Source organism: Pseudomonas shiyinii (assembly GCF_056725765.1).
This window is the reverse complement of record NZ_CM161522.1, coordinates 4,577,439-4,602,061: the sequence shown is the minus strand read 5'-3', so window position 1 is coordinate 4,602,061 and position 24,623 is coordinate 4,577,439. Positions and strand designations below refer to the sequence as shown.

The 24,623-nt window shown below is 63.6% G+C and carries 19 protein-coding genes and 1 pseudogene; 11 read left to right on the top strand and 9 right to left on the bottom strand.

Annotated features, from left to right (window positions below; translation table 11 throughout):
- Window positions 1-13: 13 nt before the first annotated feature.
- From ACXHGZ_RS20780 to tcyJ, 4 genes are all read right to left on the bottom strand, one after another.
- Window positions 14-1,240: an SfnB family sulfur acquisition oxidoreductase gene (locus tag ACXHGZ_RS20780; protein WP_480461309.1), complete on the bottom strand. Its 1,227-nt coding sequence runs from the start codon at window positions 1,238-1,240 to the stop codon at window positions 14-16.
- A gap of 248 nt (window positions 1,241-1,488) precedes the next feature.
- Window positions 1,489-2,244: an L-cystine ABC transporter ATP-binding protein TcyN gene (gene tcyN, locus ACXHGZ_RS20775; protein WP_084853639.1), complete on the bottom strand. Its 756-nt coding sequence runs from the start codon at window positions 2,242-2,244 to the stop codon at window positions 1,489-1,491.
- Between the two features lie 2 nt (window positions 2,245-2,246).
- Entirely contained in the window at window positions 2,247-2,915 is a 669-nt protein-coding gene (gene tcyL / locus ACXHGZ_RS20770; protein ID WP_084853640.1) for a cystine ABC transporter permease, read from the bottom strand.
- Complete coding sequence (tcyJ, locus tag ACXHGZ_RS20765) at window positions 2,912-3,706, bottom strand: cystine ABC transporter substrate-binding protein (RefSeq protein WP_324819156.1); 795 nt, start codon at window positions 3,704-3,706, stop codon at window positions 2,912-2,914. The genes tcyL and tcyJ overlap by 4 nt, the downstream gene beginning before the upstream one ends.
- Before the next feature lie 297 nt (window positions 3,707-4,003).
- On the opposite strand from tcyJ, the gene epsC reads away from it, so the two are divergent.
- Window positions 4,004-4,936, top strand: coding sequence for a serine O-acetyltransferase EpsC (gene epsC / locus ACXHGZ_RS20760; protein WP_084853643.1), 933 nt, complete (start codon window positions 4,004-4,006; stop codon window positions 4,934-4,936).
- Between the two features lie 331 nt (window positions 4,937-5,267).
- Window positions 5,268-7,229, top strand: a complete 1,962-nt coding sequence (gene betT, locus ACXHGZ_RS20755; RefSeq protein ID WP_172402935.1) for a choline transporter BetT — start codon at window positions 5,268-5,270, stop codon at window positions 7,227-7,229.
- 117 nt (window positions 7,230-7,346) lie between these two features.
- Here the strand turns inward: betT and tauD are convergent, their stop codons facing one another.
- From tauD to tauA, 4 genes are all read right to left on the bottom strand, one after another.
- Window positions 7,347-8,180 carry a taurine dioxygenase gene (tauD, locus tag ACXHGZ_RS20750; RefSeq protein WP_480461308.1) on the bottom strand — a complete coding sequence of 278 codons (834 nt, stop codon included), beginning with the start codon at window positions 8,178-8,180 and terminating at the stop codon, window positions 7,347-7,349.
- 70 nt (window positions 8,181-8,250) lie between these two features.
- Entirely contained in the window at window positions 8,251-9,090 is an 840-nt protein-coding gene (tauC, locus tag ACXHGZ_RS20745) for a taurine ABC transporter permease TauC (protein ID WP_480461307.1), read from the bottom strand.
- Window positions 9,087-9,881 carry a taurine ABC transporter ATP-binding subunit gene (tauB, locus tag ACXHGZ_RS20740; protein ID WP_480461306.1) on the bottom strand — a complete coding sequence of 265 codons (795 nt, stop codon included), beginning with the start codon at window positions 9,879-9,881 and terminating at the stop codon, window positions 9,087-9,089. Before tauB ends, tauC begins: the two co-directional genes overlap by 4 nt.
- Before the next feature lie 125 nt (window positions 9,882-10,006).
- Window positions 10,007-10,978, bottom strand: a complete 972-nt coding sequence (tauA, locus tag ACXHGZ_RS20735; RefSeq protein ID WP_480461305.1) for a taurine ABC transporter substrate-binding protein — start codon at window positions 10,976-10,978, stop codon at window positions 10,007-10,009.
- A gap of 497 nt (window positions 10,979-11,475) precedes the next feature.
- Here tauA and ACXHGZ_RS20730 point away from each other — a divergent pair, with 497 nt between their 5' ends.
- The 9 genes and pseudogenes from ACXHGZ_RS20730 (at window position 11,476) to ACXHGZ_RS20690 (ending at window position 19,063) form a co-directional block, all read left to right on the top strand.
- A complete protein-coding gene (locus ACXHGZ_RS20730; protein ID WP_196155507.1) occupies window positions 11,476-12,792 on the top strand; it encodes an OprD family porin in 1,317 nt (438 codons plus the stop codon).
- Window positions 12,793-12,951: 159 nt separating this feature from the next.
- Complete coding sequence (locus tag ACXHGZ_RS20725; RefSeq protein WP_480461303.1) at window positions 12,952-13,590, top strand: peroxiredoxin; 639 nt, start codon at window positions 12,952-12,954, stop codon at window positions 13,588-13,590.
- A 373-nt stretch (window positions 13,591-13,963) separates the two neighbouring features.
- Window positions 13,964-14,095: pseudogene (locus tag ACXHGZ_RS20720) on the top strand (DUF3077 domain-containing protein); the annotation flags it as partial.
- Window positions 14,096-14,342: 247 nt separating this feature from the next.
- Window positions 14,343-14,936: an NADPH-dependent FMN reductase gene (ssuE, locus tag ACXHGZ_RS20715; RefSeq protein ID WP_480461301.1), complete on the top strand. Its 594-nt coding sequence runs from the start codon at window positions 14,343-14,345 to the stop codon at window positions 14,934-14,936.
- Between the two features lie 92 nt (window positions 14,937-15,028).
- Window positions 15,029-15,994 carry a sulfonate ABC transporter substrate-binding protein gene (locus ACXHGZ_RS20710; RefSeq protein ID WP_480461300.1) on the top strand — a complete coding sequence of 322 codons (966 nt, stop codon included), beginning with the start codon at window positions 15,029-15,031 and terminating at the stop codon, window positions 15,992-15,994.
- 60 nt (window positions 15,995-16,054) lie between these two features.
- Window positions 16,055-17,203 carry an FMNH2-dependent alkanesulfonate monooxygenase gene (ssuD, locus tag ACXHGZ_RS20705; protein ID WP_480461299.1) on the top strand — a complete coding sequence of 383 codons (1,149 nt, stop codon included), beginning with the start codon at window positions 16,055-16,057 and terminating at the stop codon, window positions 17,201-17,203.
- Between the two features lie 10 nt (window positions 17,204-17,213).
- Entirely contained in the window at window positions 17,214-18,008 is a 795-nt protein-coding gene (gene ssuC / locus ACXHGZ_RS20700; protein ID WP_480461298.1) for an aliphatic sulfonate ABC transporter permease SsuC, read from the top strand.
- On the top strand, window positions 18,005-18,817 hold the full coding sequence (gene ssuB, locus ACXHGZ_RS20695) for an aliphatic sulfonates ABC transporter ATP-binding protein (RefSeq protein WP_480461297.1): 813 nt from the start codon (window positions 18,005-18,007) through the stop codon (window positions 18,815-18,817). Before ssuC ends, ssuB begins: the two co-directional genes overlap by 4 nt.
- 30 nt (window positions 18,818-18,847) lie before the next feature.
- The gene (locus ACXHGZ_RS20690; protein WP_003255829.1) at window positions 18,848-19,063 is read left to right on the top strand and encodes a TOBE domain-containing protein; all 216 of its coding nucleotides are present in this window, start codon (window positions 18,848-18,850) and stop codon (window positions 19,061-19,063) included.
- 49 nt (window positions 19,064-19,112) lie between these two features.
- On the opposite strand, the gene ACXHGZ_RS20685 is transcribed toward ACXHGZ_RS20690, so the two are convergent.
- Window positions 19,113-24,581, bottom strand: coding sequence for a hypothetical protein (locus ACXHGZ_RS20685; protein ID WP_480461296.1), 5,469 nt, complete (start codon window positions 24,579-24,581; stop codon window positions 19,113-19,115).
- Between the last annotated feature and the right edge of the window lie 42 nt (window positions 24,582-24,623).

Genomic DNA, 24,623 nt, shown 5'->3' with positions numbered 1-24,623 from the left:
CAGGGCTCGCCAATCAGATCCAGGAATGCCGCGCAGGGCGTGTGCCGTTCAGGTGCCAGGCACCCACGGCGTGGTATTTCCAGCGCACTGGGTCATGCAAGGTGTGCACGCGGGCGTTGCGCCAGTGCCGGTCGAGGTTGAACTCGGCGAGGGTGGCACGGCTGCCGGCCAGTTCGAACAGCTTCTCGCTCGCCTGCAACGCGACCTCGGTGGTCAGCACCTTGGCCTCGGCCACGGCGATCGAGGCTCGTGCCGCGCCGTCCTCGTCCACCGGGCCGGCATTGATTTCGTCGAGCACGCGCGCAGCCTTGCACAGCAGGGCCTGGGCGGCATGCAGTTCGAGCTTCAAGCGGCCGATGTCGGCGATCACGTAAGGGTCGTCGCTGGCGCGCTCTACCTTGGCCTCGATCCACGGGCGGGATTTTTCCCGCACGAAGCTGATGGCATCCTCGATGGCCGCTTCGGCGATGCCGGCATCGATGGCCGCCTGGATCAATTGCGAGGCGGCGCCCTGGGTGCTGGGCACCTCGCGCAGGCGCCAGCTGTCGATCACCAGGTCGGCTTCGACCGGCACCTGGTCGAGCAGGACGGTGCCGCTGGCCGTGGTGCGCTGGCCGAAGCCAGACCAGTCATCGACGATCCGCAGCCCTGGGCTGCCCCGGCGTACGAACGCCAGGCGCTGGCGGCCTTCATCGTCCAGAGCCTTGACTGCCACCCAGTGGGCGAACAGGGCGCCGGTGGAGTAGAACTTCTCACCGCTGATGCGATAGCGATCGCCGTCGCGGGTGATCCGTGCCTTGAGGGTCAGGGTGTCCTTGGTGGCACGCTCAGGCCCGGCGTTGCCGATGCGCCAGCCGTCGAGCACGGAGCGAAAGAGCACCGCCTGCTGGGCCTCGGTGGCGGTCAGGCGTAGCAGTTGGATGATGCCGAAGTGGTTTTGCGGAATCTGCCCCAGGGCCGGGTCGGCGGCGCTGATCAGGCGGAAGACTTCGGCGATGGTCTCGAAGGAGACCTCGGGGCCGCCATGGGCCTTGGGGATGCTGATGCTGCCCAGGCCGCTGCGGGTGAACTGTTCGATTTCCGTCCATGGCAGCTTGCGCTGCTGGTCGCGGCGCGCGGCCTGCTGGCGGGCGGTATGTGCCAGTTCGCGGGCCGCTTGCAGGGCCTGGGCGTCGTTTTGCAGTACCGTGGCCGGCAGCAACAGGGGCGAGCTGTCGAGATCGCTGGTGGACCTGACCATTCCTTACCTCACAAAGTTGAAAACGTCGCCGGTGGCGACAGACATTTGCTGGTCCGGTGGTCCGGTCTATATACCGTATGCGCTTATAAAAACTTTATGAACTAACTTTTTGGACTATATATAGAAGTTTGCATCTTGTTGGCCGAGCATTGCGCAATCGCCGGCGAGCCGGCTCCCACAGGGTTCGGCACAGCCCGTGTGGGAGCCGGCTTGCCGGCGATTGCGTCATTCAGTAGAACGTTGAAAACTCAGCCTGCCGCTGTACCCAGAAACTTGCGCAGGAACTGCCGCGTGCGCTCTTCCCTGGGGTTGGCGAACAGTGCCTTGGCTTCGCCCTGCTCCACGATCACACCCTTGTCGAAGAAGATCACCCGGTTGGCCACGTCCCGGGCGAAGCTCATCTCGTGGGTGACGATGATCATGGTGCGCTTCTCCTCGGCAAGGCCGCGGATGGTCTCCAGCACCTCGCCGACCAGCTCGGGGTCGAGTGCCGAGGTCGGTTCGTCGAAGAGGATTACCTCCGGCTCCATGGCCAGGGCCCGGGCGATGGCCACCCGTTGTTGCTGCCCGCCGGACAGGCGCCGTGGGTAGGCGTCTTCCTTGCCGGCCAGGCCGACCTTGGCCAGCAGCCGTCGACCCAGTTCGATGGCTTGGTCGCGGGGCGTCTTCTTGACGATCACCGGCCCTTCGATGACGTTCTCCAGCGCCGAGCGGTGGGGGAACAGGTTGAAGTTCTGGAACACGAACCCGGCCTGCTGGCGCAGGCGGCGGATCGCACCTTGCTGGCTGCCCAGCGGGCGGTTGGCGTCGATGCTGATGTCACCGATCTGGATGCGCCCGGCGTCAGGCGTCTCCAGCAGGTTGAGGCAGCGCAGGAAGGTGGTCTTGCCCGAACCGCTGGGGCCGATGATGGCCACCACCTCGCCGGGCTGGACCGTCAGGTCGATACCGTCGAGCACGGTGTGGCCCTTGAACTGCTTGGTCAGGCCTTGTACTGCGATCATCTTCAGTGCTCCTGGTCATGCTGGTTGACCCGCGCTTCCATGCGGTTCTGGAAGTGCGCGAGGATGCTGCACAGGACCCAGTAGATCACGGCAACGGCCAGGTACATGGTGAAGACCTCGAAGGTCCGTGCGGTGATCAGCTGGGCCTGGCGGAACAGCTCCGGCACCTGGATGGTCGCTGCCAGGGCGGTGTCCTTGACCAGCGAGATGAAGCTGTTGCCCAGCGGCGGCAAGGCCGTGCGCATGGCCTGGGGTAGGATTGCCCGGCGCATGGCCTGGGTGCGGGTCATGCCGATGCTGGCGGCGGCTTCCCATTGGCCACGGTCGATCGAGGAGATCGCCGCGCGCAGGATTTCACAGATGTACGCCGCCATGTTCAGCGACAGGCCGATCAGTGACGCCGGTATCGGGTCGAGCTCGATACCGATCTGCGGCATGCCGAAGTAGATGACGAACAGTTGCACCAGCAGCGGCGTGCCGCGGAAGAACGACACATAAATCCTGGCCAGCCAGTTCAGCGGCAGGATCTTCGACAGGCGCATCAAGGCCAGGGCAAAGCCCAGGACCAGCCCGAAGAACATGCCGCCGACACTGAGCAGCACTGTGTAGCCAGCGCCCTTCAACAGGAAGGGCGTGGAGTCGATGACGAGTTGCAGGCTTTCGGCGATCATTTGGTGACGTCGGCACCGAAGTATTTCTCGGACAGCTTGGCCAGGGAGCCATCAGCCTTGAGCTTGTCCAGCGCCTTGTTGATCGCCTCGAGCAGCTCAGGCTCGCCCTTGCGCAGGGCCACGCCCGACTCCAGGCGCGAGAAGGCCTCGCCGGCGAGCTGGGTGTCCTTGGCTTTCTGCGCGTACTCCAGGGCGGCCAGGCGGTCGATCAGGATCGCATCGATGCGGCCATTGCGCAGGTCGGCGAACTTGCTCGGGTCGTCTTCGTAGGTGCGCACGTCAGCTTGCGGGACGTCTTTCTTCACCCACTGCTCGTAGTTGGTGCCCAGGCCCACGCCGACTTTCTTACCGGCCAGGTCCTGCGCGGTCTTGATGTTCAGCTGCTCGGCCTTCTTCTTCAGGATCAGGGCCTGGATGCCGGAGATGGTGTAGGGCTCAGAGAAGTCGTACTTCTTCTTGCGCTCATCGGAAATGGTGACTTGGTTGACCACCACGTCCAGGCGCTTGGACTCGAGCGCGGCGAGGATGCCATCCCACTTGGTCGGCTGGATCTTGGCCTTGACGCCCAGCTCCTTGGCCAGGAGCTCGGAAAGCTCCACTTCGAAGCCGGCGAGCTTGCCGTCTTCATCGACGAAGCTGAACGGCGGGTAGGTGCCTTCCAGGCCGATGCTGATGCTGCCTTTTTCCTGGATGTTCTTCAGCTGCTCGCCGGCGAAGGCCTGGCTGAACAGGCCGGTGCCCAGCAGGAGGGCAAGGCTGGCGTTGAGAAGTGGCTTGGTGAATCTGGTCATGGCTGGGCCCCGCGCTTGTTGTGGAAGTAGTGGGTGGCGACTATAGGGGTGGGCTTATTAGGCCTGGAAATAATAAAAACTTATTTTGTTATTTCTTTTCTGTGTTTTGTCGAGGGTTCGGCAGCCTTTGAGGGTAGGCCACGAACGTCAGTTCGTCGTCTGCTTATACCCGACTTAGCGCAGGATGGAATAAAGCGTTGTTTTTTCCAAGAGACGGATTTGCCGTAGAGTGGATCGCACCGGCGGCGTCATTCCCCAAAGAGGCTTTCCAACAAGCCGCCGAGCCAGGAGAACACCGTGAGCGAACATCCATCCACAGGCCGTTGGCAACTGCAGGGTATCGTCAGTGACTTGCGCAGTGCCCGCGAACAATGGCGAACCCGCAACGGCCGCAGCAGCGGCGAGCAGGGCGGGCGCGAGCTACCGTCGCGCGAGGCCATGCGGCACATCCTCGAGCAATTGTGCGGGGCATTGTTTCCCATGCGCCTGGGGCCGGTGGACCTGCGTGAAGAGAGCGAGGACTTCTATGTCGGCCATACGCTGGACGCCGCGCTGACGGCATTGCTGGCCCAGGCACGCCTGGAGCTGCGCTACGCTGCGCGCCAGGGCAAGGCCGAGGTGACGGATGTCGACGCCCATGCCCTGCACCTGATCCAGGGCTTCGCCGCCGCCTTGCCGGGGTTGCGCGTGCTGCTCGATACCGACGTACTGGCCGCCTACCAGGGCGACCCGGCGGCGCGCAGCGTCGACGAGGTGCTGCTGTGCTACCCCGGTATCCTGGCCATCATCCACCACCGCCTGGCCCATCACCTGTACCAGGCTGGCCTGCCGCTGCTGGCGCGGATCAGTTCAGAGCTGGCCCATTCGGCCACCGGCATCGATATCCACCCTGGCGCGCAGATCGGCCCGAGCTTCTTCATCGACCATGGCACCGGTGTGGTGATCGGCGAGACGGCGATCATCGGCGAGCGGGTGCGCATCTACCAGGCCGTGACCCTGGGCGCCAAGCGCTTTCCGGCGGACGAGACCGGCATGCTGCACAAGGGCGAGCCGCGCCATCCGATCGTCGAGGACGATGTGGTGATCTATGCGGGCGCGACCATCCTGGGGCGCATCACCATCGGCAAGGGCTCGACCATCGGCGGCAATGTCTGGTTGACCCGCAGCGTGCCTGCCGAGAGCAACATCACCCAGGCGAATCTGCAACTGGAATGCGAGGGGCAAAAGTAAGCCTGGGCCTCAAGGGTTGGCTGTGCCGACGCAATCGCGGGACAAGCCCGCTCCCACAGGGAAGGCGCTGTGCTTGAGCGCAGTGAAGATCCTGTGGGAGCGGGCTTGTCCCGCGATTGCGGCTTGAGGTTCAACGGTCGGGCAAGGTCGCATTGAACGCCGATCCATGTTTAACTTGAACGCTTGTTCAAAGTAAAACGCTGGTCCATTGCCGGTGTTCAACAGGAGGCCCCCCTTTGCTGAACCCGTTCAATCCGAACCTTTCACCGCTCCACGAGGTGCACACCTCATGAGTGCACCGACACCCTCACTTGCCAATGGCAAGATCCGCATGAACCCCCCGGTGTTCTATTTCGCGGCAAGTTTCATCCTCATCTTCGGCCTGGTGGTCATCGCCAACCCCACCGCAGCAGGCGAGTGGCTGCTCGCGGCGCAGAACTGGGCGGCCAATACCGTGGGCTGGTACTACATGCTGGCCATGACCCTGTACCTGGTCTTCGTGGTGGTCACCGCCTTGTCCGGCTACGGCAAGATCAAGCTCGGTGCCGACCACGACGAGCCCGAGTTCAGCTACCTGTCCTGGGCCGGCATGCTGTTCGCCGCCGGCATCAGCATCACCCTGTTCTTCTTCTGTGTCTCCGAACCGCTGACCCACATGATGCAGCCGCCCCAGGGCGAAGGCGGCACGGTGGAGGCCGGGCGCCAGGCGATGGAGCTGCTGTTCCTGCATTGGGGCCTGCACGGCTGGGGCGTGTTCGCCTTCGTCGGCATGGCCCTGGCCTACTTCGCCTACCGGCATAACTTGCCGCTGGCGCTGCGCTCGGCCCTGTACCCACTGATCGGCAAGCGCATCAATGGCCCGATCGGCTACGCGGTGGACGGCTTCGGCATCATCGCCACGGTGTTCGGCCTGGGCGCCGACATGGGCTTTGGCGTACTGCACCTGAACGCGGGCCTGGACTACCTGTTCGGTATCAGCCACAGCCAGTGGGTGCAGGTGATCCTCATTACCCTGATGATGGGCGCCGCGGTGGCCGTGGCGGTCGCCGGGGTGGAGAAGGGCGTGCGGGTGATGAGCGACATCAACCTGTTCCTGGCTTGTGCGCTGCTCTTGTTCGTGTTGTTCGCAGGCCCTACCCAGCACCTGTTCAATACCCTGATCCAGAACCTGGGCGATTACCTCGGTGCCTTGCCGCGCAAGACCTTCGATGTGTATGCCTACGGCGAGAACCGCGACTGGCTCGGCGGCTGGACCGTGTTCTACTGGGCCTGGTGGATTGCCTGGGCGCCGTTCGTTGGCCTGTTCATCGCGCGTATCTCCCGCGGGCGCACCATCCGTGAATTCGTCTTCGGCGTGCTGCTCATCCCGCTGGGCTTCACCCTGGCGTGGATGTCTATCTTCGGCAACAGCGCCATGACCCAGGTGCTCGACCATGGCCTGACCGCCCTCGGCCAGTCGGCTTTGGAAAACCCGTCGATGAGCCTTTACCTGCTGCTGGAAACCTATCCGTGGAGCAAGGCGGTGATCGCGGTGACGGTGTTCATCAGCTTCGTGTTCTTCGTCACCTCCGCCGACTCTGGCACCGTGGTGCTCTCGACCCTGTCGGCCAAGGGTGGCGAGGCCGATGAGGACGGCCCGAACTGGCTGCGCATCTTCTGGGGCGCGATGACCGCGCTGGTGACCATCGGCCTGCTGTTCGCCGGCAGCATCGATTCGCTGAAGTCGGCGGTGGTGCTGACCTCGCTGCCGTTCTCGCTGATCCTGCTGTGCATGATGTGGGGGCTGCACAAGGCGTTCTACCTGGAGTCCCAGCGGCAGATCGCGCAGATGCATTCGCTGGCGCCGTTCGCCGTGTCGCGCCGTGGCCGTGGTGGCTGGCGCCAGCGCCTGAGCCAGGCGGTGCACTTCCCATCGCGCGACGAGGTGTACCGCTTCATGGACGACGTGGTGCGCCCGGCCATCGGCGAGGTGAGCGAGGTGTTCATGCAAAAAGGGGTGAACCTGATCACCCAGGACGACCCCAGCCACGACAACGTCAGCCTGAAGATCGGCCTGGGCGAGGAACAGCCGTTCATCTACCAGGTGCAGATGCGCGGCTACTTCACGCCTTCGTTCGCCCTGGGCGGGCTGGGCACCCAGGAGTTGAAGAACCGCCGTTACTACCGTGCCGAGGTGCACCTGGCCGAAGGTAGCCAGAACTACGACCTGGTGGGCTACAGCAAGGAGCAGATCATCAACGACATCCTCGACCAGTACGAGCGGCACATGCAGTTCCTGCATCTGGTCCGCTAGATCGCTGGGGCTGCGCTGCAGCCCAATCGCGGGACAAGCCCGCTCCTACAAAAGACCGCGATCGCCTGTAGGAGCGGCCTTGTGCCGCGAAAGGAGGCCGCAGGCCTCCCGCTCCCATCAGAACGGCGCATCCCCCAGGATGGTCGCCCGATGCATCACCCGCCGGTTCGGCCGGTAGTCGTCCACCGCGAAATGCTGGGTCACGCGGTTGTCCCAGAACGCCACGTCATTCTCCTGCCATCTCCAGCGAATGCTGAACTCCGGCCGCGTGGCATGGGCGAACAGCAGCTTGAGCAGCGCCTCGCTTTCCTGCTCGTTCAATTCATTGATCCGCGTGGTGAACCCTTCGTTGACGAACAACGCCTTGCGCCCGCTGACCGGATGGGTGCGCACCACCGGGTGCGACAGTGGCGGGTTGTTGCGTCGGGTGGCCTCCCAGCGCGCCAGGTCTTCGGCGGTGGTGCCGAAGCGCTCCAGTGGGAATGACTTGGTGAAATCATGGGTCGCGGTGAGGCCGTCGAGCATCTCCCGCAGCGGCGCCGACAGCGCCTCGAAGGCCGCGATACCGCTGGCCCAGAGGGTGTCGCCACCGAAGGCCGGCAATTGTTTGGCACTGAGCACCGCGCCCAGGGCAGGTGTCGGCAAAAAGGTCACGTCGGTGTGCCACACGGCGTTGTCGCGGACGTCGGTGACCGCCGTATCCAAGATCAATACCTGGGGCGTTTCCGGCACGTTGGGGTAGATCGGGTGGATGTGCAGGTCGCCGAACTGGGCTGCGAACCTGGCCTGCTGCGCAGGTGTGATCGGTTGGTCGCGGAAGAACAGCACCTGGTGCCTGAGCAGCGCCTGCTCGATGGCGTCGCGTTGCTCGAGGGTGATGTCGCGGCTCAGGTCCACGCCGCTGATCTGGGCGCCGAGCGCGGGGCTCAGGGGGGTGATGGTCAGGCTCATGTCGGTCTCGCTTGAAGGGTGTGTGCCGGTCGGTCAGATCGGGTGGTGGCTTTTGCGCGGGTAAACCGGGTCAGTGGCTCTGCCCATGCCAGGGCACCAGCTTGCGTTGCAGGGCGCGCAGGCCCATTTCCAGGGCGAAGGCGATCAGGGCGATCAGCAGGATGCCCAGCACCACCACGTCGGTGACCAGGAACTGCGCCGCCGACTGCACCATGAAGCCCAGGCCGCTGGTGGCGGCGATCAGCTCGGCGGCCACCAGGGTCGACCAGCCGACGCCCAGGCCGATGCGGATGCCGGTCAGGATGTCGGGCAGTGCGCTGGGCAGGATCACGTGGCGAACCAGCTGGGCTCGGGTCGCGCCCAGGGACTGCGCGGCGCGCAGCTTGGCCGGGTCGACCGTGCGCACACCGGTGGCGGTGGCGATGGCGATCGGGGCGAAGATGGCCAGGTAGATCAGCAACACCTTCGACAGCTCGCCGATGCCGCACCAGATCACGATCAACGGCAGGTAGGCCAGCGGTGGGATCGGCCGGTAGAACTCGATCAGCGGGTCGAGGATGCCCCGGGCCACGCGGTTGTGGCCGATGGCGATGCCGATCGGAATGGCGCTGAGGATGGCGGCAGCCAGGGCCAGGCCGATGCGCCCGAGGCTGGCGCCCAGATGTTGCCAGAGGCTCGCGTCCATGTAGCCCTGGGTGAGCAGGGCCCAGGCCTTGGCCAGGATGTCGGCAGGCGAGGGTAGGAACAGCGGCTCGATCCAGCCGGCCGCCGTCACCAGCCACCAGGCCAGCAACAGGGTGGCGAGGGTCAGGGCGCTGATCCAGCGGGTGGGCAGCGGGCGGCGTGCGTTGGGTGTGACGGTTGGCCGGGCGACAGGCTTGTCGCTGACCGGCAGGTCCAGGCTGCTCATGCGGGCTCCTGCCGACGGGCGGCGTCGCGTTGGGAAAACACCCGCGCCAGCACGTGCTCGCGGGTCTCGATGAAACGTGGGTCGGACTTGATCGCCCGCGCCGATTCGCCGGCGGCGTAGCGCTGCCCGAAATCCAGCTGCAGGCGCTCGACCACCCGCCCTGGGTTGGGGGCCAGCAACACCAATTCGCTGGCCAGGAACACGGCTTCCTCGATGTCATGGGTGATCAGCAACACGGGCTTGGCCGTGCGCTGCCAGACCTGCAGCAGCAGTTCCTGCATCTGCTCACGGGTGAACGCGTCGAGGGCGCCGAAGGGTTCGTCCATCAGCAGCACCCGCGGGTCTGCCGCCAGCGCCCGGGCCAGGCCTACGCGTTGCTTCTGGCCGCCGGAGAGCTGCCAGATGTGGCGGTCGCCGAAGCCTGCGAGGTCGACCAGCGCCAGCAGCTCGCGGGCCTTGGCTTCGCGCTGGGCGCGAGGCATACCAGCCAGTTCCAGGCCGAAGGCGACGTTGCCCAGCACGTCCTGCCAGGGCAGCAGGGCATCGTCCTGGAACACCACGCCGCGTTCGGCACCGGGGCCTTCGACCGGCTTGCCGTCAAGGGTGATGCGGCCTGCGCTGGGGGCGACGAAGCCGGCGATGAGGTTGAGCAGCGAGGTCTTGCCGCTGCCGGAAGGGCCCAGGGCCACCAGCAACTGGCGTGGCCCGAGGCTCAGGTTGATGTCGGCCAGCACCGGGGCGTCGGTGCCGGGGTACTGTGCGCTGATGCGCTCCAGCTCGAGCAAGGCCATGGCAGGCTCCGTCGTGAATACTGCTGTTGATCAGGACCGCGGCACACCCTAATCGCGGGAGGTTTTGCGGTGATCTTTGTAGGAGCGGGCTTGTCCCGCGATTGGCCGCACAGCGGCCCCCGTGTTCAGTTGGGCAGGTATTGCGCGCTGACGTACGGCGAGTAGTCCGGCAGCACTGCTTCGACCTTGCCTTGCTGCTTGAGGAAAGTGGCGGTGTCGGTCAGCGCCTGGGTGGTCGGCGCGCCCAGGGCACTGGCCTGGTCGGCTGCCAGCGGGTACACGTTGCCCTGCAGCAGCACCGGGATATCCGCAGGCTTGGCGCCCGACAGCTTGGCCAGCTTGCTGACGTTGTCCGGGTTGGCCAGCCAGGCGTTCGGGTCCTTGCGGTAGTCGGCGTAGGCGTCGAGGGTGACTTTGGCGAACGATTTGACGATGTCGGGGTGCTTGGCGGCGAAGTCCTTGCGCACGATCCATGCATCGAAGGTCGGCGCACCCTTGCCGGCCAGCTCGCCGGAGGTGATCAGCACCTTGCCGTTTTCCTTGGCCACGCCCAGGGCCGGGTCCCAGACGTAGGTGGCATCGATGTCGCCACGCTTCCAGGCGGCGATGATCGCCGGCGGCGCGAGGTTGAGGATCTGTACCTTGGCTGGGTCGATGTTCCACTGCTTGAGCGCCGCCAGCAGGCTGTAGTGCCCGGTGGATACGAACGGCACGGCGACTTTCTTGCCGACCAGGTCTTGCGGGGTCTTGATGCTGTCGCGGGCCACCAAGGCCTCGCCAGCGCCGATCTGGGTGGCGATCAGGAAGGTTTCCACTGGCAGCTTGCGAGTGGCGGCGGCGGCCAGGGGGCTGGGGCCCAGGTAGCCGATCTGCACGTCGCCGGAGGCGACGGCGGTGATCACATCGGCGCCGTTGTCGAACTTGCGCCAGTCGATGCTGGCCTGGCTGGCTTTCTCGTAGGTGCCGTCGACCTGGGCGACCTTGGCCGGGTCGACGGTGGTCTGGTAGGCCACCGTCAGGTCGGCAGCCTGGGCCAACCAGCTGGTGCTGGCGAGGGTCAGGGCAGCGAACAGGCGCAGCGGAGTGTGCGGGGTCATGGGTGAACTCCTCGTCAGGCAATGGGGCTTGAATGACGAGGAGACTAATTGATCTAAGAAATCAAAAATAAATAACTTTTGGTCATTAGCTTAGGAGGCAAATGAATCGTACCGACGTGCAGCCGGCTGAGCGCGATGGCGAAATCCTGACCAGCTGCTAGGCTTTTTCGATTTTGCGGGAGGTGGAAGGCGCCTATAGGCAAACGTTTGCAAATAACCTAAAGGAATGAAATCACCTTGCCGATACAACTTTTGGCTGTAATGGTTCCAAAGATATTCCCTAAAAGTCTTAGAAATTCATAAAACAGTCATTTTGGATTTATAGGATTGTCATTATCCTGTTTGCGCAGACGGCGTCTTAGACCTTAGTCGCGAAACGGTTTGTAACGATTGACTTGGCGGACATGGGTTGGTGCTAAATCGGCCCATCCCGGTGAGCAGGGCGTCAGACCCTGCCACCTGAGACGCATAAAAATTAGAACGTAGAGGAGCAAAACATGTACAAGTCCAGCCTGGCTCTGGCCGTGGCACTGGGGGTTCTCGCCCAACAAGCAGGTGCTGCAGGGTTCGTCGAGGACAGCAAGCTGTCCCTCAGCTCGCGCACCATGTACTTCAACAATGACAATCGTGAAGCCCATAGCGATCCTCGCCCGGACCAGCGTGAATCCGGCCAGGGCTTCAAGCTCGACTACATTTCGGGCTTCACCGAAGGTACTGTGGGCTTTGGTGTCGATGCTCAAGCGCTGTGGGGCATCCATCTGGATGGTGGCCAGGGTTATCACAAGGGTGGCTTCTTCCCTGACGATGGCGACGGCTCCGCGAGCCAGTGGGCGCGCTTTGGCGCCAACGCCAAGGCCCGCTTCTCCAAGACCGAGGCGCACTTCGGTAGCGCACTGGCACCGAACCTGCCGATCCTGGTCTCCAACGATGGTCGACTGCTGCCGCAGACCTTCGAGGGTGGCACCATCACCTCGAAGGAAATCGACAACCTGACCATCAACGCCGGCCAGCTGACCCATGCGATGGGCCGTGCCTCGAGCAACCGTACCGGTCTCTCTGTCCAGGGCGCTACCCAGGAAAGCAACAAGTTCCGTTACGCCGGTGCTGACTGGAAGGTCACCAAGGACCTGACCCTGCAGTACTACTACTCCAACCTCGAAGACTTCTACAAACAGCACTTCCTGGGCGCGACACACGTGTTCCAGATCGCTGACGACCAGTCGTTCAAGACCGACCTGCGCTACTTCGACAGCAGCAAGGATGGCCGCAACGGCGAAGCGGGTTACGAGTTCAAGAACAACAATGGCTACGCCAAGAACCCTGGCGAGGTTGATAACAAGACCTGGTCGGCCATGTTCACCTACACCCTCGGTGCCCACTCTCTGATGCTCGGTCATCAGCAGGTCAGCGACGATGGCGGTTTCGTATGGCTGAACCAAGGCAGCTTGGTTGATGAAGGCGCGGGCGGTTCTAGCTTCTACCTGTTCACCGACAGCATGATCAACCAGTTCGCCAAGGCAGGTGAGAACACCACCTTCGGCCAGTACTCCTACGACTTCGCGCGTCTGGGCGTACCGGGCCTGAAGGCGTCCGTGGCCTACTTGCGTGGCGAGGATGGCCGCAGCACCAATGGCCATGGCACCTTCAGCGAATGGGAGCGTGACGCACGTATCGATTATGTGCTGCAGGAAGGCACCCTCAAAGGCCTGGGCTTCAGCCTGCGCCAAGGTGTCTACCGTGGTACCGGTTCGGGATCGGCGAACGACCAGGACCAGACTCGCTTCATCGTGAACTACACTTACAACTTCCTGTAAGCCGTAGTCGAAAAGAAGCCTCGCCTAGCGCGAGGCTTTTTTGTGACTGACATCAGATATGCATTTCAGTAATAAATAAATCAGTATTTATTCTTTTTATTTTTATGAATGAGCAGGCACAGTGAACCCATAGACCAGACACAGCCCAGGAGCCCACCCATGAGCCTGAAACTCGGCGACATCGCCCCCGATTTCGAACAGGATTCCAGCGCCGGCAACATCCGTTTCCACGAGTGGCTGGGCAACAGCTGGGGCGTGCTGTTTTCCCACCCGGCCGACTTCACCCCGGTGTGCACCACCGAGCTGGGCCTGACCGCCAAGCTCAAGGACGAATTCGCCAAGCGTGGCGTCAAGGCCATCGCCCTGTCGGTGGACCCGGTCGACTCGCATACCCGCTGGATCGACGACATCAACGAGACCCAGAACACCGTGGTCAACTTCCCGATCCTCGCCGACGCCGACCGGAAGGTCTCCGACCTGTACGACCTGATCCACCCCAACGCCAGCGACACCCTGACGGTGCGCTCGCTGTTCGTCATCGACCCGAACAAGAAGGTGCGCCTGACCATCACCTACCCGGCGAGCACCGGGCGCAACTTCAACGAAATCCTGCGGGTGATCGACTCGCTGCAATTGACCGACAACCACAAGGTGGCCACGCCAGCGAACTGGCAGGATGGCGATGAAGTGGTAATCGTGCCGTCGCTCAAGGACGAGGACGAAATCAAGCAGCGCTTCCCCAAAGGGTACCGGGCGGTCAAACCCTACCTGCGTCTGACCCCGCAGCCGAATCGTTAGGATCCTTCGTTGCAATGCTCTTGCCATAGCAGGGATTTTGGGCCGTTTCGACGGCCCTTTTTATGGTTTTGAGGGTGTGTCAGGGCTGCCCGGTGTTCGTCGTGAAAAGGTTCAGCGCCTATTCGATCGAGCGCCGCCCGCGCGGCGCATCGCGAGCTACGCTCGCTCCTACGTTTGTTTACGGCCAGTAACGCCTGTGACAGGCCCGCGCGATCGCCTGGGTCGTACGACACAATCTTGCGTCAGACGCCAAAGCGTTCGCGCGAAAATTCCACAGGATTAATTGGCTCAAAACAAACGTAGGAGCGAGCGTAGCTCGCGATGCGCCGCGTGGGCGACGCTCGATCTGTGCATCACCTTAAATCCCAAGGCATGCATCCGTCATCTGGCCTGTGAGGCCGAAATGGAAGGCGATCGGATTGCGGGCAGTACGACCCGGATCCTCAGTGCCATGGCCAAGGCGTTGATCGATGATATGGAGATTGGGATGAGTCGTAGGGCCTAGAGGCCCGCCTTGCAGCCCTTTCGCGGCACAAGTCCGCTCCTACAAGGCCAGCATGCGCCAATCCATGTAGGAGCGGCCTTGTGCCGCGAAAGGGCTGCAAAGCAGCCCCAGCACATATATTTCAATATGAAATAAACAAATGAAAAAATATGATTTCTAGATATATGTGACAGGCTGTTAATGTCGATTCCATTCCAGCGGGGCCAACCCCTCGCGGTCCCGTAATCGAATCGAAGGAAGCGTTTCAATGCTGGTTGTTTCTATCGGTGGTAGCCCCAGTCTTCGTTCACGCTCCGGCGTGCTGCTCGAGCGTTCGCGCCAGTGGCTGCAGGGCCGAGGCGTGGAGGTGGTGACCTTCCAGGTACGCGAATTCCCCGCCGAGGACCTGCTCCATGCCCGCTTCGACAGCCCGCAGGTGCAGCACTTCCAGCAACTGGTCGCCCAGGCCGATGGCCTGGTGGTCGCCACTCCGGTGTACAAGGCATCGTTCGCCGGCGCTCTGAAAACCCTGCTCGACCTGCTGCCCGAGCGTGCGCTCGAACACAAGGTCGTGCTGCCCATCGCCACCGGCGGCAGCATCGCCCACATGCTGGCGGTGGACTACGCACTCAAACCGGTGCTGTCGGCGTTAAAGGCCCAAGAGACCCTGCAAGGGATCTTCGCCGACGACAGCCAGATCGCCTACGGCGAGCACGGCAAGCCGGCGCAGGTGGCCGATGCGCTGCAGGCGCGTCTGCTGGACTCGCTGGAGCAGTTCCACGGCGCCCTGGCTCGACGCCCCAACCCCGTAGCCCCGGGAGTTCTTAACGAACGCCTGCTCACCGCTCGCTGGAGCATCTGAGCCGGCAGACCGCTTCACCGCTTTTCCACCTTACTCGCCCGCCAACGAGGCAAGCAGGTGCAACCCGAACCCAACTCGCACAGGAGAGCGCCATGCGCACAGTCTTCTTGCGTCGTGGTCTGGTCGCCCTGTTCGCGGCGGCTGTGTCCTTCGGCGCCATCACCCAGGCTCAGGCCGAAAGCCTGCGTATCGGTTACCAGAAATACGGCACCCTGGTGCTGCTCAAGGCCAAGGGCACCTTGGAAAAGCGCCTGGCCGAGCAGGGCATCCAGGTCCAGTGGACCGAGTTCCCCGGCGGCCCGCAGCTGCTCGAAGGGCTGAACGTCGGCTCGATCGACTTCGGGGTCACCGGCGAGACGCCACCGGTGTTCGCCCAGGCAGCGGGTGCCGATCTGCTCTATGTGGCCTATGAGCCGCCAGCCCCGTACAGTGAGGCGATCCTGGTGCCCAAGGGCTCGCCCATCCAGTCGGTGAAGGCACTCAAGGGCAAGAAGGTCGCCTTCAACAAAGGTTCCAACGTGCACTACCTGCTGGTCCGCGCCCTGGAAGATGCAGGCCTGAAGTACAGCGACATCCAGCCGGTTTACTTGCCGCCCGCCGATGCCCGCGCTGCCTTCGAGCGGGGCAGCGTCGACGCCTGGGTGATCTGGGACCCGTACCAGGCCGCCGCCGAGCAGCAGCTGCAAGCCCGCACCCTGCGTGACGGCAAGGGCCTGGTGGACAACCACCAGTTCTACCTGGCCACCCGTACGTATGCCACGGCCCACCCGGCAGTGATCAATACCCTGGTCGATGAAGTGCGTGCCATTGGTGAATGGTCCCAGGCCAACCCGCAGGAGGTCACCGACCAGGTGGCGCCGTTGCTCGGCCTGCCGGCCGACATCACCCTCACCTCGGTCAAGCGCCAGGGCTTCGGGGCCACGCCGCTGACGCCCGAGGTGGTCGCCGCGCAGCAGAAGATCGCCGACACCTTCCAGGCCCTGAAGCTGATCCCCAAGCCCTTGAGCATCAAGGATGTGATCTGGACACCCCCAGCCAAGGTCGCCAGCGCGCCTTGACCGATTCGCCAGCGCCGGGGCGTGGCCCCGGCCCGAGCCAACCTTGAGGAGACAACTCCAATGAGCCTGAACATCTTCTGGTTCCTCCCGACCCATGGTGACGGCAAGTACCTGGGCACCACCGACGGCGCCCGGGCAGTCGACCACGGCTACCTGCAGCAGATCGCCCAGGCGGCCGACCGCCTCGGCTTCGGCGGCGTGCTGATCCCTACCGGACGCTCCTGCGAGGACTCCTGGCTGGTGGCGGCGTCGCTGATCCCGGTGACCCAGCGCCTGAAGTTCCTGGTGGCCCTGCGTCCCGGCATCATTTCGCCCACCGTGGCGGCGCGCCAGGCGGCGACCCTCGATCGCCTGTCCAACGGCCGGGCTCTGTTCAACCTGGTAACCGGCGGTGACCCGGACGAGCTGGCCGGCGATGGCCTGCACCTGGACCACGAGGCACGCTACGAGGCGTCGGTGGAGTTCACCCGCATCTGGCGCAAGGTACTCGAAGGCGACGTGGTCGACTATGCCGGCAAGCACATCCAGGTCAAGGGCGCCAAGCTACTCTACCCGCCGATCCAGCAGCCGCGTCCGCCGCTGTATTTCGGCGGCTCGTCCGATGCCGCCCAGGACCTGGCCGCCGAGCAGGTCGAGCTGTACCTGACCTGGGGCGAGCCGCCCGCCGCGGTGGCCGAGAAGATCGCCCAGGTTCGCCAGAAAGCCGCAGCCCTGGGGCGTGAGGTGCGCTTCGGCATCCGCCTGCATGTGATCGTGCGTGAAACCAACGCAGAGGCCTGGGCGGCTGCCGACAAGCTCATCTCGCACCTGGACGACGACACCATTGCCCGTGCCCAGGCGTCCCTGGCGCGCTTCGATTCGGTTGGCCAGCAGCGCATGGCCGCCCTGCACGGTGGCAAGCGCGACAAGCTCGAGGTCAGCCCCAACCTGTGGGCCGGCGTCGGCCTGGTGCGCGGCGGTGCCGGTACCGCGCTGGTGGGCGATGGCCCGACCGTGGCGGCGCGGGTCAAGGAGTACGCAGCGTTGGGCATCGATACCTTCATCTTCTCCGGTTATCCCCACCTGGAAGAGTCGTATCGGGTCGCCGAGCTGCTGTTCCCGCACTTGGATGTGCAGCGCCCCGAACAGCCCAAGAGCGGCGGTTACGTGAGCCCGTTCGGCGAGATGGTGGCCAACGACATCCTGCCCAAGTCCGTGGCGCAGAGCTGAGGGCCTGGTCATGAGTCGTGCAACCTCTTCCTGGTCGAAGCGCCTGGCACCCTGGGTCTTGCCACTGCTGCTGTTGGTGGTGTGGCAACTGGCGGTGGCCAGCGGCTGGCTGTCGACCCGCATCCTGCCGGCGCCGAGCGCGGTGGTCAGCGCAGGCGTCGAGCTGGTGCGCAGCGGCGAGATCTGGACGCACCTGGCCATCAGCGGCTGGCGCGCTGCCTTGGGCTTTTTGATCGGCGGCAGCATCGGCCTGGTGCTGGGTTTCATTACGGGCCTGTCGAACTGGGGTGAACGCCTGCTCGACAGCTCGGTGCAGATGATCCGCAACGTGCCGCACCTGGCGCTGATCCCGCTGGTGATCCTGTGGTTCGGCATCGATGAGTCGGCGAAGATTTTCCTGGTGGCGCTGGGGACCTTGTTCCCGATCTACCTCAACACCTACCACGGTATCCGCAACGTCGACCCGGCCCTGGTGGAGATGGCGCGCAGCTATGGCCTGTCGGGCCTGGGCCTGTTCCGCCAGGTGATCCTGCCGGGGGCGCTGCCCTCGATCCTGGTGGGCGTGCGCTTCGCCCTGGGCTTCATGTGGCTGACGCTGATCGTCGCCGAGACCATCTCGGCCAACGCGGGCATCGGCTACCTGGCGATGAACGCACGGGAATTCCTGCAGACCGACGTGGTGGTGCTGGCCATCGTCCTGTACGCCGTGCTCGGCAAGCTCGCCGACCTGGCCGCCCGAGGCCTGGAGCGTGTCTGGCTGCGTTGGCACCCGGCCTATCAAGCAGCGAAGAAGGAGGGCGCATGACCGTGCTCAAGGAACAGCCGCCGCGCCTGCTGCGCGGCATCCCCCTGGCGGTGCAGGGCGTGCGCAAGGCGTTCGGCCCGCGCGAGGTGCTGGGGGGCATCGACCTGCACATTCCGGCTGGCCAGTTCGTCGCTATCGTGGGGCGTAGTGGCTGTGGCAAGAGTACCTTGCTGCGCCTGCTGGCGGGCCTCGACCAACCCAGCGCCGGCCAGTTGCTCGCCGGTGCCGCGCCCTTGGATCAAGCCCGCGAGGAAACCCGACTGATGTTCCAGGACGCGCGCCTGCTGCCCTGGAAGAAGGTGATCGACAACGTCGGCCTGGGCCTTTCCGGCAACTGGCGCGCCGATGCCCTGCAGGCGCTGGAGGCCGTCGGCCTGGCAGAGCGGGCCAATGACTGGCCGGCTGCGTTGTCGGGCGGCCAGAAACAGCGCGTGGCCCTGGCCCGGGCGCTGATTCACAAGCCGCGCCTGTTGCTGTTGGACGAGCCGTTGGGTGCGCTGGATGCGCTGACGCGGATCGAGATGCAGCAACTGATCGAACGCCTGTGGCACCAGCATGGCTTCACCGTGCTGCTGGTCACCCACGACGTCAACGAGGCCGTTGCCGTGGCCGACCGGGTGATCCTGATCGAGGATGGCGCCGTGGGCCTGGACCTGGCCATCGACCTGCCCCGGCCAAGGGCCCGTGGCTCGCATCGCCTGGCGGCGCTGGAAAGCGAAGTCCTCGACCGTGTTCTTGCCGTCCCGGGCACACCGCCCGAGCCGGAACCTGTAGCGCCTTTGCCCACGCAGTTGCGTTGGGCGCATTGACCCCTGTAGCCATCGAGAAGGAATCAAGCCATGACCATCAAAGCCATCAACGTCCGCAACCAGTTCAAAGGCACCGTGAAGGAAATCCTCGAAGGGCCGGTATTGTCGGAAATCGACGTGCAGACCGCCTCCGGCATCGTCACGTCGGTGATCACTACCCGTTCCGTGCGTGAGCTGGAACTGCAGGTAGGCAGCGAAGTGATCGCCTTCGTCAAATCCACCGAAGTGTCGATTGCCAAGCTGTGAGGCATGACGCCCGGGCCGATTGCCAGCCCGGGCGTCAGCCGGTTCAGGCCTACGCCGGGCGCAAGCCACCGAACAGCGCATTGGCCTGGGCTTCGGTCAGCGGGCCGCGCCAGGCATTTGTTTTCTGGTTTCGCTCACTCGCCAGTTTCAGATGGCCAGCCTCCAAACCGCCGAACTGCTGGCGTGGCCGCTTCTTGAAGTGAAAATGCGCATACCAGAGGGTATTGCCCGTGGTGCTGTCGGTGATCTGGTACTCCTCCAGGTATTCGATGGGCTGGCCCTGCTTGTTCTTGGCAGGATCAAGAACTCGCGACCACGTAAGGGTCACTTCACCTTCGGTCTTGAGGTACTCCAGGTGACCCGCCGTGGGGGTTTGCGTGGCTTTGGTCTGCTCGATCCTCAAGCGTCGTCCCAGCGCATCCAGCTGCGTAGCTGAGTTTTCCAATCGGCGCACCATATCGCGCAGGGCATCGGAGATGTCTCCACCCGCCTGGTCTGTGATCGACGTGGCGAGTTCACGCAGCGGACTGGCGCAACCCTTTGCGTAGTCTTCCAGGTCTTGGGGAAGCATGTTCAGTGTTTTGTAGCGCTGCAGGGACGCTTCCACGTCCGGGACTTTGGCCAAGCGGCGTTGAGCCGCGGTTTCCAGTTGTTGCAGCGTGGCATTGTAGCCTGGGCGGGTGGCTTGGTTGCTCCGCCAGGTGCCTTGTGGCGTTCTGCTGAAGACCGCATGGGCTTCGTTCGTGGCATTGTTGGCGATCTGCATCTGTCGCTGGCCATCCACGGTGCCTTCGCGACCAATGTACAGCTGCTGGTCCTCGGTCTCGAACAGGCGTGGCTTGCTTGCCCCTCTGCGGGAAGGAGGGGCGGCTGGGCGCGGAGCGGTCGCGGCGAGCGCCTGTTCCGTTTCGCGGAGCAGGAGTGATAGTTCAGTGCGCATCTTGCTGATCGCGTTGGCCTGGACATGGTCCGGGTAAGTGTCTTTCCAGATGCGCATGCACGTATCGAAGCGTCGATAACGCTCCTGCAACTGGTTCAGGAGGCGATGTTCCTGACGACGGCTGAGGTTGACCAACCACAGGTCGCCATGACTGAACAGGGCGCTGCGTAGCGCGGTGAGTTCGGTGTTGAGATGACGCAAGAAGACGATGTCGAACACCGCGTCCGGGGACATCAATGTCGAGCCCAGGGCTGACAGGCGGACCACCCGATAACCCTCCGGGTGCAGTGGGATATCCAGCGCGTCAAGGTCCTGGATGTAACGCGTCAGGTTATCGCCTTGCATGTGGCTTCTCAGCCTTGTGCTGCGCCGAAGTTCCTGTTCGAGCTCACCCAGCGTGGTGGCCAGCTCGCTGTTCGCTCGTTGCATGTCGATCACGAGGGTACGTGCTTGAGCGTGGGAGGTGAGGGCATCGAAATCGGCGTCCTGGAATGACACGGCTCGCCTGAATCGTTCGGACATGCTCAGGTACAGCTGCTCGATCAGCTTTGGATGCTGTCGTCCCAGGTCGAACGCGATTTCGTGGATGAAGCCTCGTGTATTGGTTCGGCCGATATCGGCGCGCAGGGACCTCATGCGTTCCAGGGCCTGTTCATGAAAGTCCAGGTAGTTGCGCAGATGGACCACCAAATCGTCCCGGGCGTTGTTGACCACGGCGTCTGAAGCACGCGGCCCCACAGGGCCGTTGGGGCCTATACCCTGCGCTCGGTTAAGGGCATCGGCCTTGGCCGAAACCTGTGCCCTGTGGGTCTGCCTGTTGGTGTGGATCTCGCTCAGGATATCCAAGGGCGTCAACTGCCTCGGTTGCAGGCCGAGGGCGCCCCGCAGGCTTGCCAGGCCACGGTCGTAGAACGCACTGATGTACGCTCCACCACCCGCCAGCCCGCTGTCGACCAGATGACCGGTCAAGCTGCCATGGGTTTCCCAGACACCCGTGTCGCCGAGGCGTACCGGCTGCTTGTAGGTGCGAGTGGCAGTGGCTTTCAGGCGCCAGGTGAGGTGGGTGTTGTCCCATTCGACCTGGTAGTAGCGACCGTTGCGGATGATGTAGTCAGCCTTCGATTCTACCTGACGGTGAACACCGACGCCGTTGGCACTGGGGTGGAGGGTCCAAGGTCCTGTCGGCACGTCGGTTTCGTAGCCGCTGAAGGACGTCGAATGTTTGTAGTGAGCCGCTTTGAGGGTGGTGCTTGCCAGTTGCCTTTGCTGGGTTCGCACACGCGCCAGCTGGCTTACGTTGGCGGGAAGTGCTGCGCTTGGCGTCAAATCCATGAGCGCGTCGACCAGCGACAGAAACACGCTGTTCAGATGTTCGATACCGTTTGCCGAGTCGCCACGAAGAAACGCCTCGACACTGGCGTTGGCGGCATGCCAGCCGTCATACAAGGCGACGCCCGAGCCCACCAGAGGGACGAAACCCAGGGCCATTTTGATGTAGTCGTACACGCGACCATGACGGATGGCCTCGGACTCCAGGTACAGATCGACCTGGCTACGGGAAGTGGCGCGGTTCTCCTGGATCAGGCGGCCCATGACCAGGTTCGCCTGATAGGTGGCGAGCAGGCCGGGCAGCTTGATGCCAGGCGCGATGAACCCCGAAAAGCTTTTGCTCAGGGCCGTATTGATGTAGGCCAGGTGGTCGGCCAGGGCATCATCGAGCGGCAGCTTGGCCAGGTAGCTGCGCATACTCTCGGCCAGCGCCATGTGCTCAAGGGCCCGGCAGGCTAGCGTTGGGTTCTCATGTTGGCTGATGACCTTTCCGTCGGGCGCATCGGGCAACAGCATCAGAGTCGGACCTGTCGCCGCCTGCAACAGGAAAATGCCCGAGAGGGTCACTGCTGTGCTGGTACCATCGGCCGCGGTGCCAGGGCGCAGGACCACCGAGTGGAAATTGATGGTGGGGGCCCCATCGGTACGCGCTTGTTCCTGGCAAAACAGCTCGAGCATGCGCTGACCCGCTGCATCCAGGGCGTCCGGCTGGCTAAGGGCGATGATTCTGAGCTGGTGCACGAAGGGGGCTCGCAAGGTTTCCTGGCGATGCTCGCTTTCGAAGGCAGTCTCTTCCGATAATCCTTTGAAAGTGTCGATGATGCGTTGCTCGTAGGCGTTGGGCAGATCGAGCTTTTTCACCAGGTTGACGATGTAGGTCAGGCTGACGCCGGCGCGAATCTCTGGCTCGACCGGGCCGTCTGAAAAAAGAACGTTGGCATTGGTCAGGCGCAGTTTCAGGTCATCGTCGAGCGCCCACAGCAGAAAATTCGCCAGCTCGATGGTGCTGCGCGACTTGCTGAATACGACGACTTCCTTGAAGGCATGGCCGATACCGGACTCCCCCATAGGGATGCGTTGTCGGCTGATGCTGTCGGCGATATCCAGTTTGATGACCGGAATCGTCTTGGCGTCGAAGTCTGTGCGCAGTTGCTGCTCCAGTGCGCTGCGTGCGAACTTCCCACGCTCGGGGAGATCACGTTCGAGCAATTGGCTGGACGCCAGCATGGCGCCGCGCAGCGCCTGTACTTCGGCGGCCAGTTGGGCACCTGAGGCGGGGGCCAGGCTGCGCAGTGACGCCAGGTGGGTGCCGATCCAGTCGGTGCGGTTTCGCTCGGCCTGGCGGGCAAGGGCCAGCCTGCGCGCCAGGTTGGTACCCAGCCCCAGGCGTGCCTCGACCGCTCCCAGCGACGGATCCTGTGGCAGGCTGGCCTGGATGGTCTGGATGCAATAGTCGAATGCATGGGTGGTGATCGGCTGGCAGACGAGCTCCAGGGATTGGGGGTGATCGTACAGGGCATCGAGCAGCGCCTGGGGGCCTTGCGGCCAAGCGCCGTGCACCAGGGATTCGGGCCAGGCACCGCACAGAGTGGCTTGCACGCGCTCGGCCAGTTGCGCCTGGCTTTCAAGGTGCATCAGCCCGCCTTCACGCCCGGCCAGGAACACCAGCCATGAGCGGTCCGGTTCGAGCGTATCGGTATCCGGCACGCCCTGCAGTGCCAGCAGGCCAGTCAATTGCCATGATCTCGAGCCGACCTTGATGTGTACGGCATAGGGTTGCACCCTGCGCTGAAGGCTGGGTTCGGGGCGTTCCACGAGCTGTTCTACCCAGCTCAGGTGCTTGTCTCGCAACTCGCCCAACAGGTGTTGGAAACGCGCCTCGCCTTTCAGTGCGCGCGCCAGAAGCTGGCTCAGATGGTCGAACCGGCTGGCATCTGTGTGCTGCTCACTCCACGTTGCCGAGTTGATGCTCGTCGGCAACTGGGAAAACAACTGCTCGAACTGGGTGGCAATGGCATCAAGTTCTGCCTGGTGGTCCCTGAGCTTGGCCATCTTGTTCGAGGACGGGGCGGTGTCATCACCCAGGTAGGCTGCAAGAAGCTGTTCCTGCCGTGCGACGCGCTGCTTGCGCCAGCCCAAGGGGAGCCTGACAGGCAGGGCGTCGAAGTGCAGCTCATCCATGGCCAGTTGCTGATCATAGGTGATAAGCGAATCGATCTTCTGTTCAAGTGTTTTAGTCAGGGCTGGACGTGGATCGAATGCTCGTTTTTCTTCCCAGGCCTGGAGTGTCGTCCAATCCAACGGGTCGGTCTCGCTTTCCTGTGCGGCTTCGGTCAAACGGTTCGAGGTGATGCGCTGCTTGTGGGCCAGGATTTCATCGACCCATTCGCCAAACCCATCGCCCTTGGTATCGACCCAGTCGATGGCACTGTCGTCGCTTCCCAGCACCAGAGGAGAGGCGGGTGCTGGCCAGAGCATGTAGCGATTGCCGTGGAGCCAGGTGCGTAGGTCGTTCTGGTCGGCGAAGGTGTGGATTGTGGTGTCCCCGTCGGGCCTGTACAGCAGCCAGCGGGCTTCTTCGGCGCGGGGCTTGATGAGCAGTGTGGTGATGCAGGTCTCGGCCTTGCCGTCGGGATGTACCCAACGAGCCAGCGCGTACTCAGAGGGCGAATCGGGCTGGCCCTGGAGCCAGGCCGCCGTATTGATCTGATCGAGCCCGAGCGCCAGGTCCAGGCTCGCGGCGAAATGCTTGTGCAGTGACTGTGCTGCATGGGTTTTGCGGGAAACAGCCTTGCCTGGCATGCGACCGGACCAGTAGGCGGTCCAGGCCGAGATGCCGGTGCCGGCCCAGACGGGTACAAGCCCGGATTGCCAGTCATCGGCTGTCCAGGTGGCATAGGGAGAATCTTCAGGAAACCCCCAGGGTTGCCAATTGGCGAAGGGCGTGGCGAATGCGGGGCTGGCCAGGATCCGGGCAGCAAGGGTCAGCAACGTGACTTGGCCGGAGTCATGTTTCAGGCCGCAGGCGTAGGGGTCGACTTTAAACTGACGTTCGAGTTGGTACCGCAAGGTGTCCTTGAGCCGAGGGGCTTGCGCGTCCAGTTTTTGCAGCGCCTCGGCTGCATCCAGGCGGCGTTGCCTGGCGACGCGCAGCGCTTCGCCACGACCTGCGCTGATTGCCGGTACCGGTGGAGTGAGCGCAGCAGTCGAGTCGAAGGATAGAAAGTCGGATGGGGTGGTATGGGGCATGAGTGCCTCTCTGAAATGGTGGCATGTGGAAAAAGCCACTAT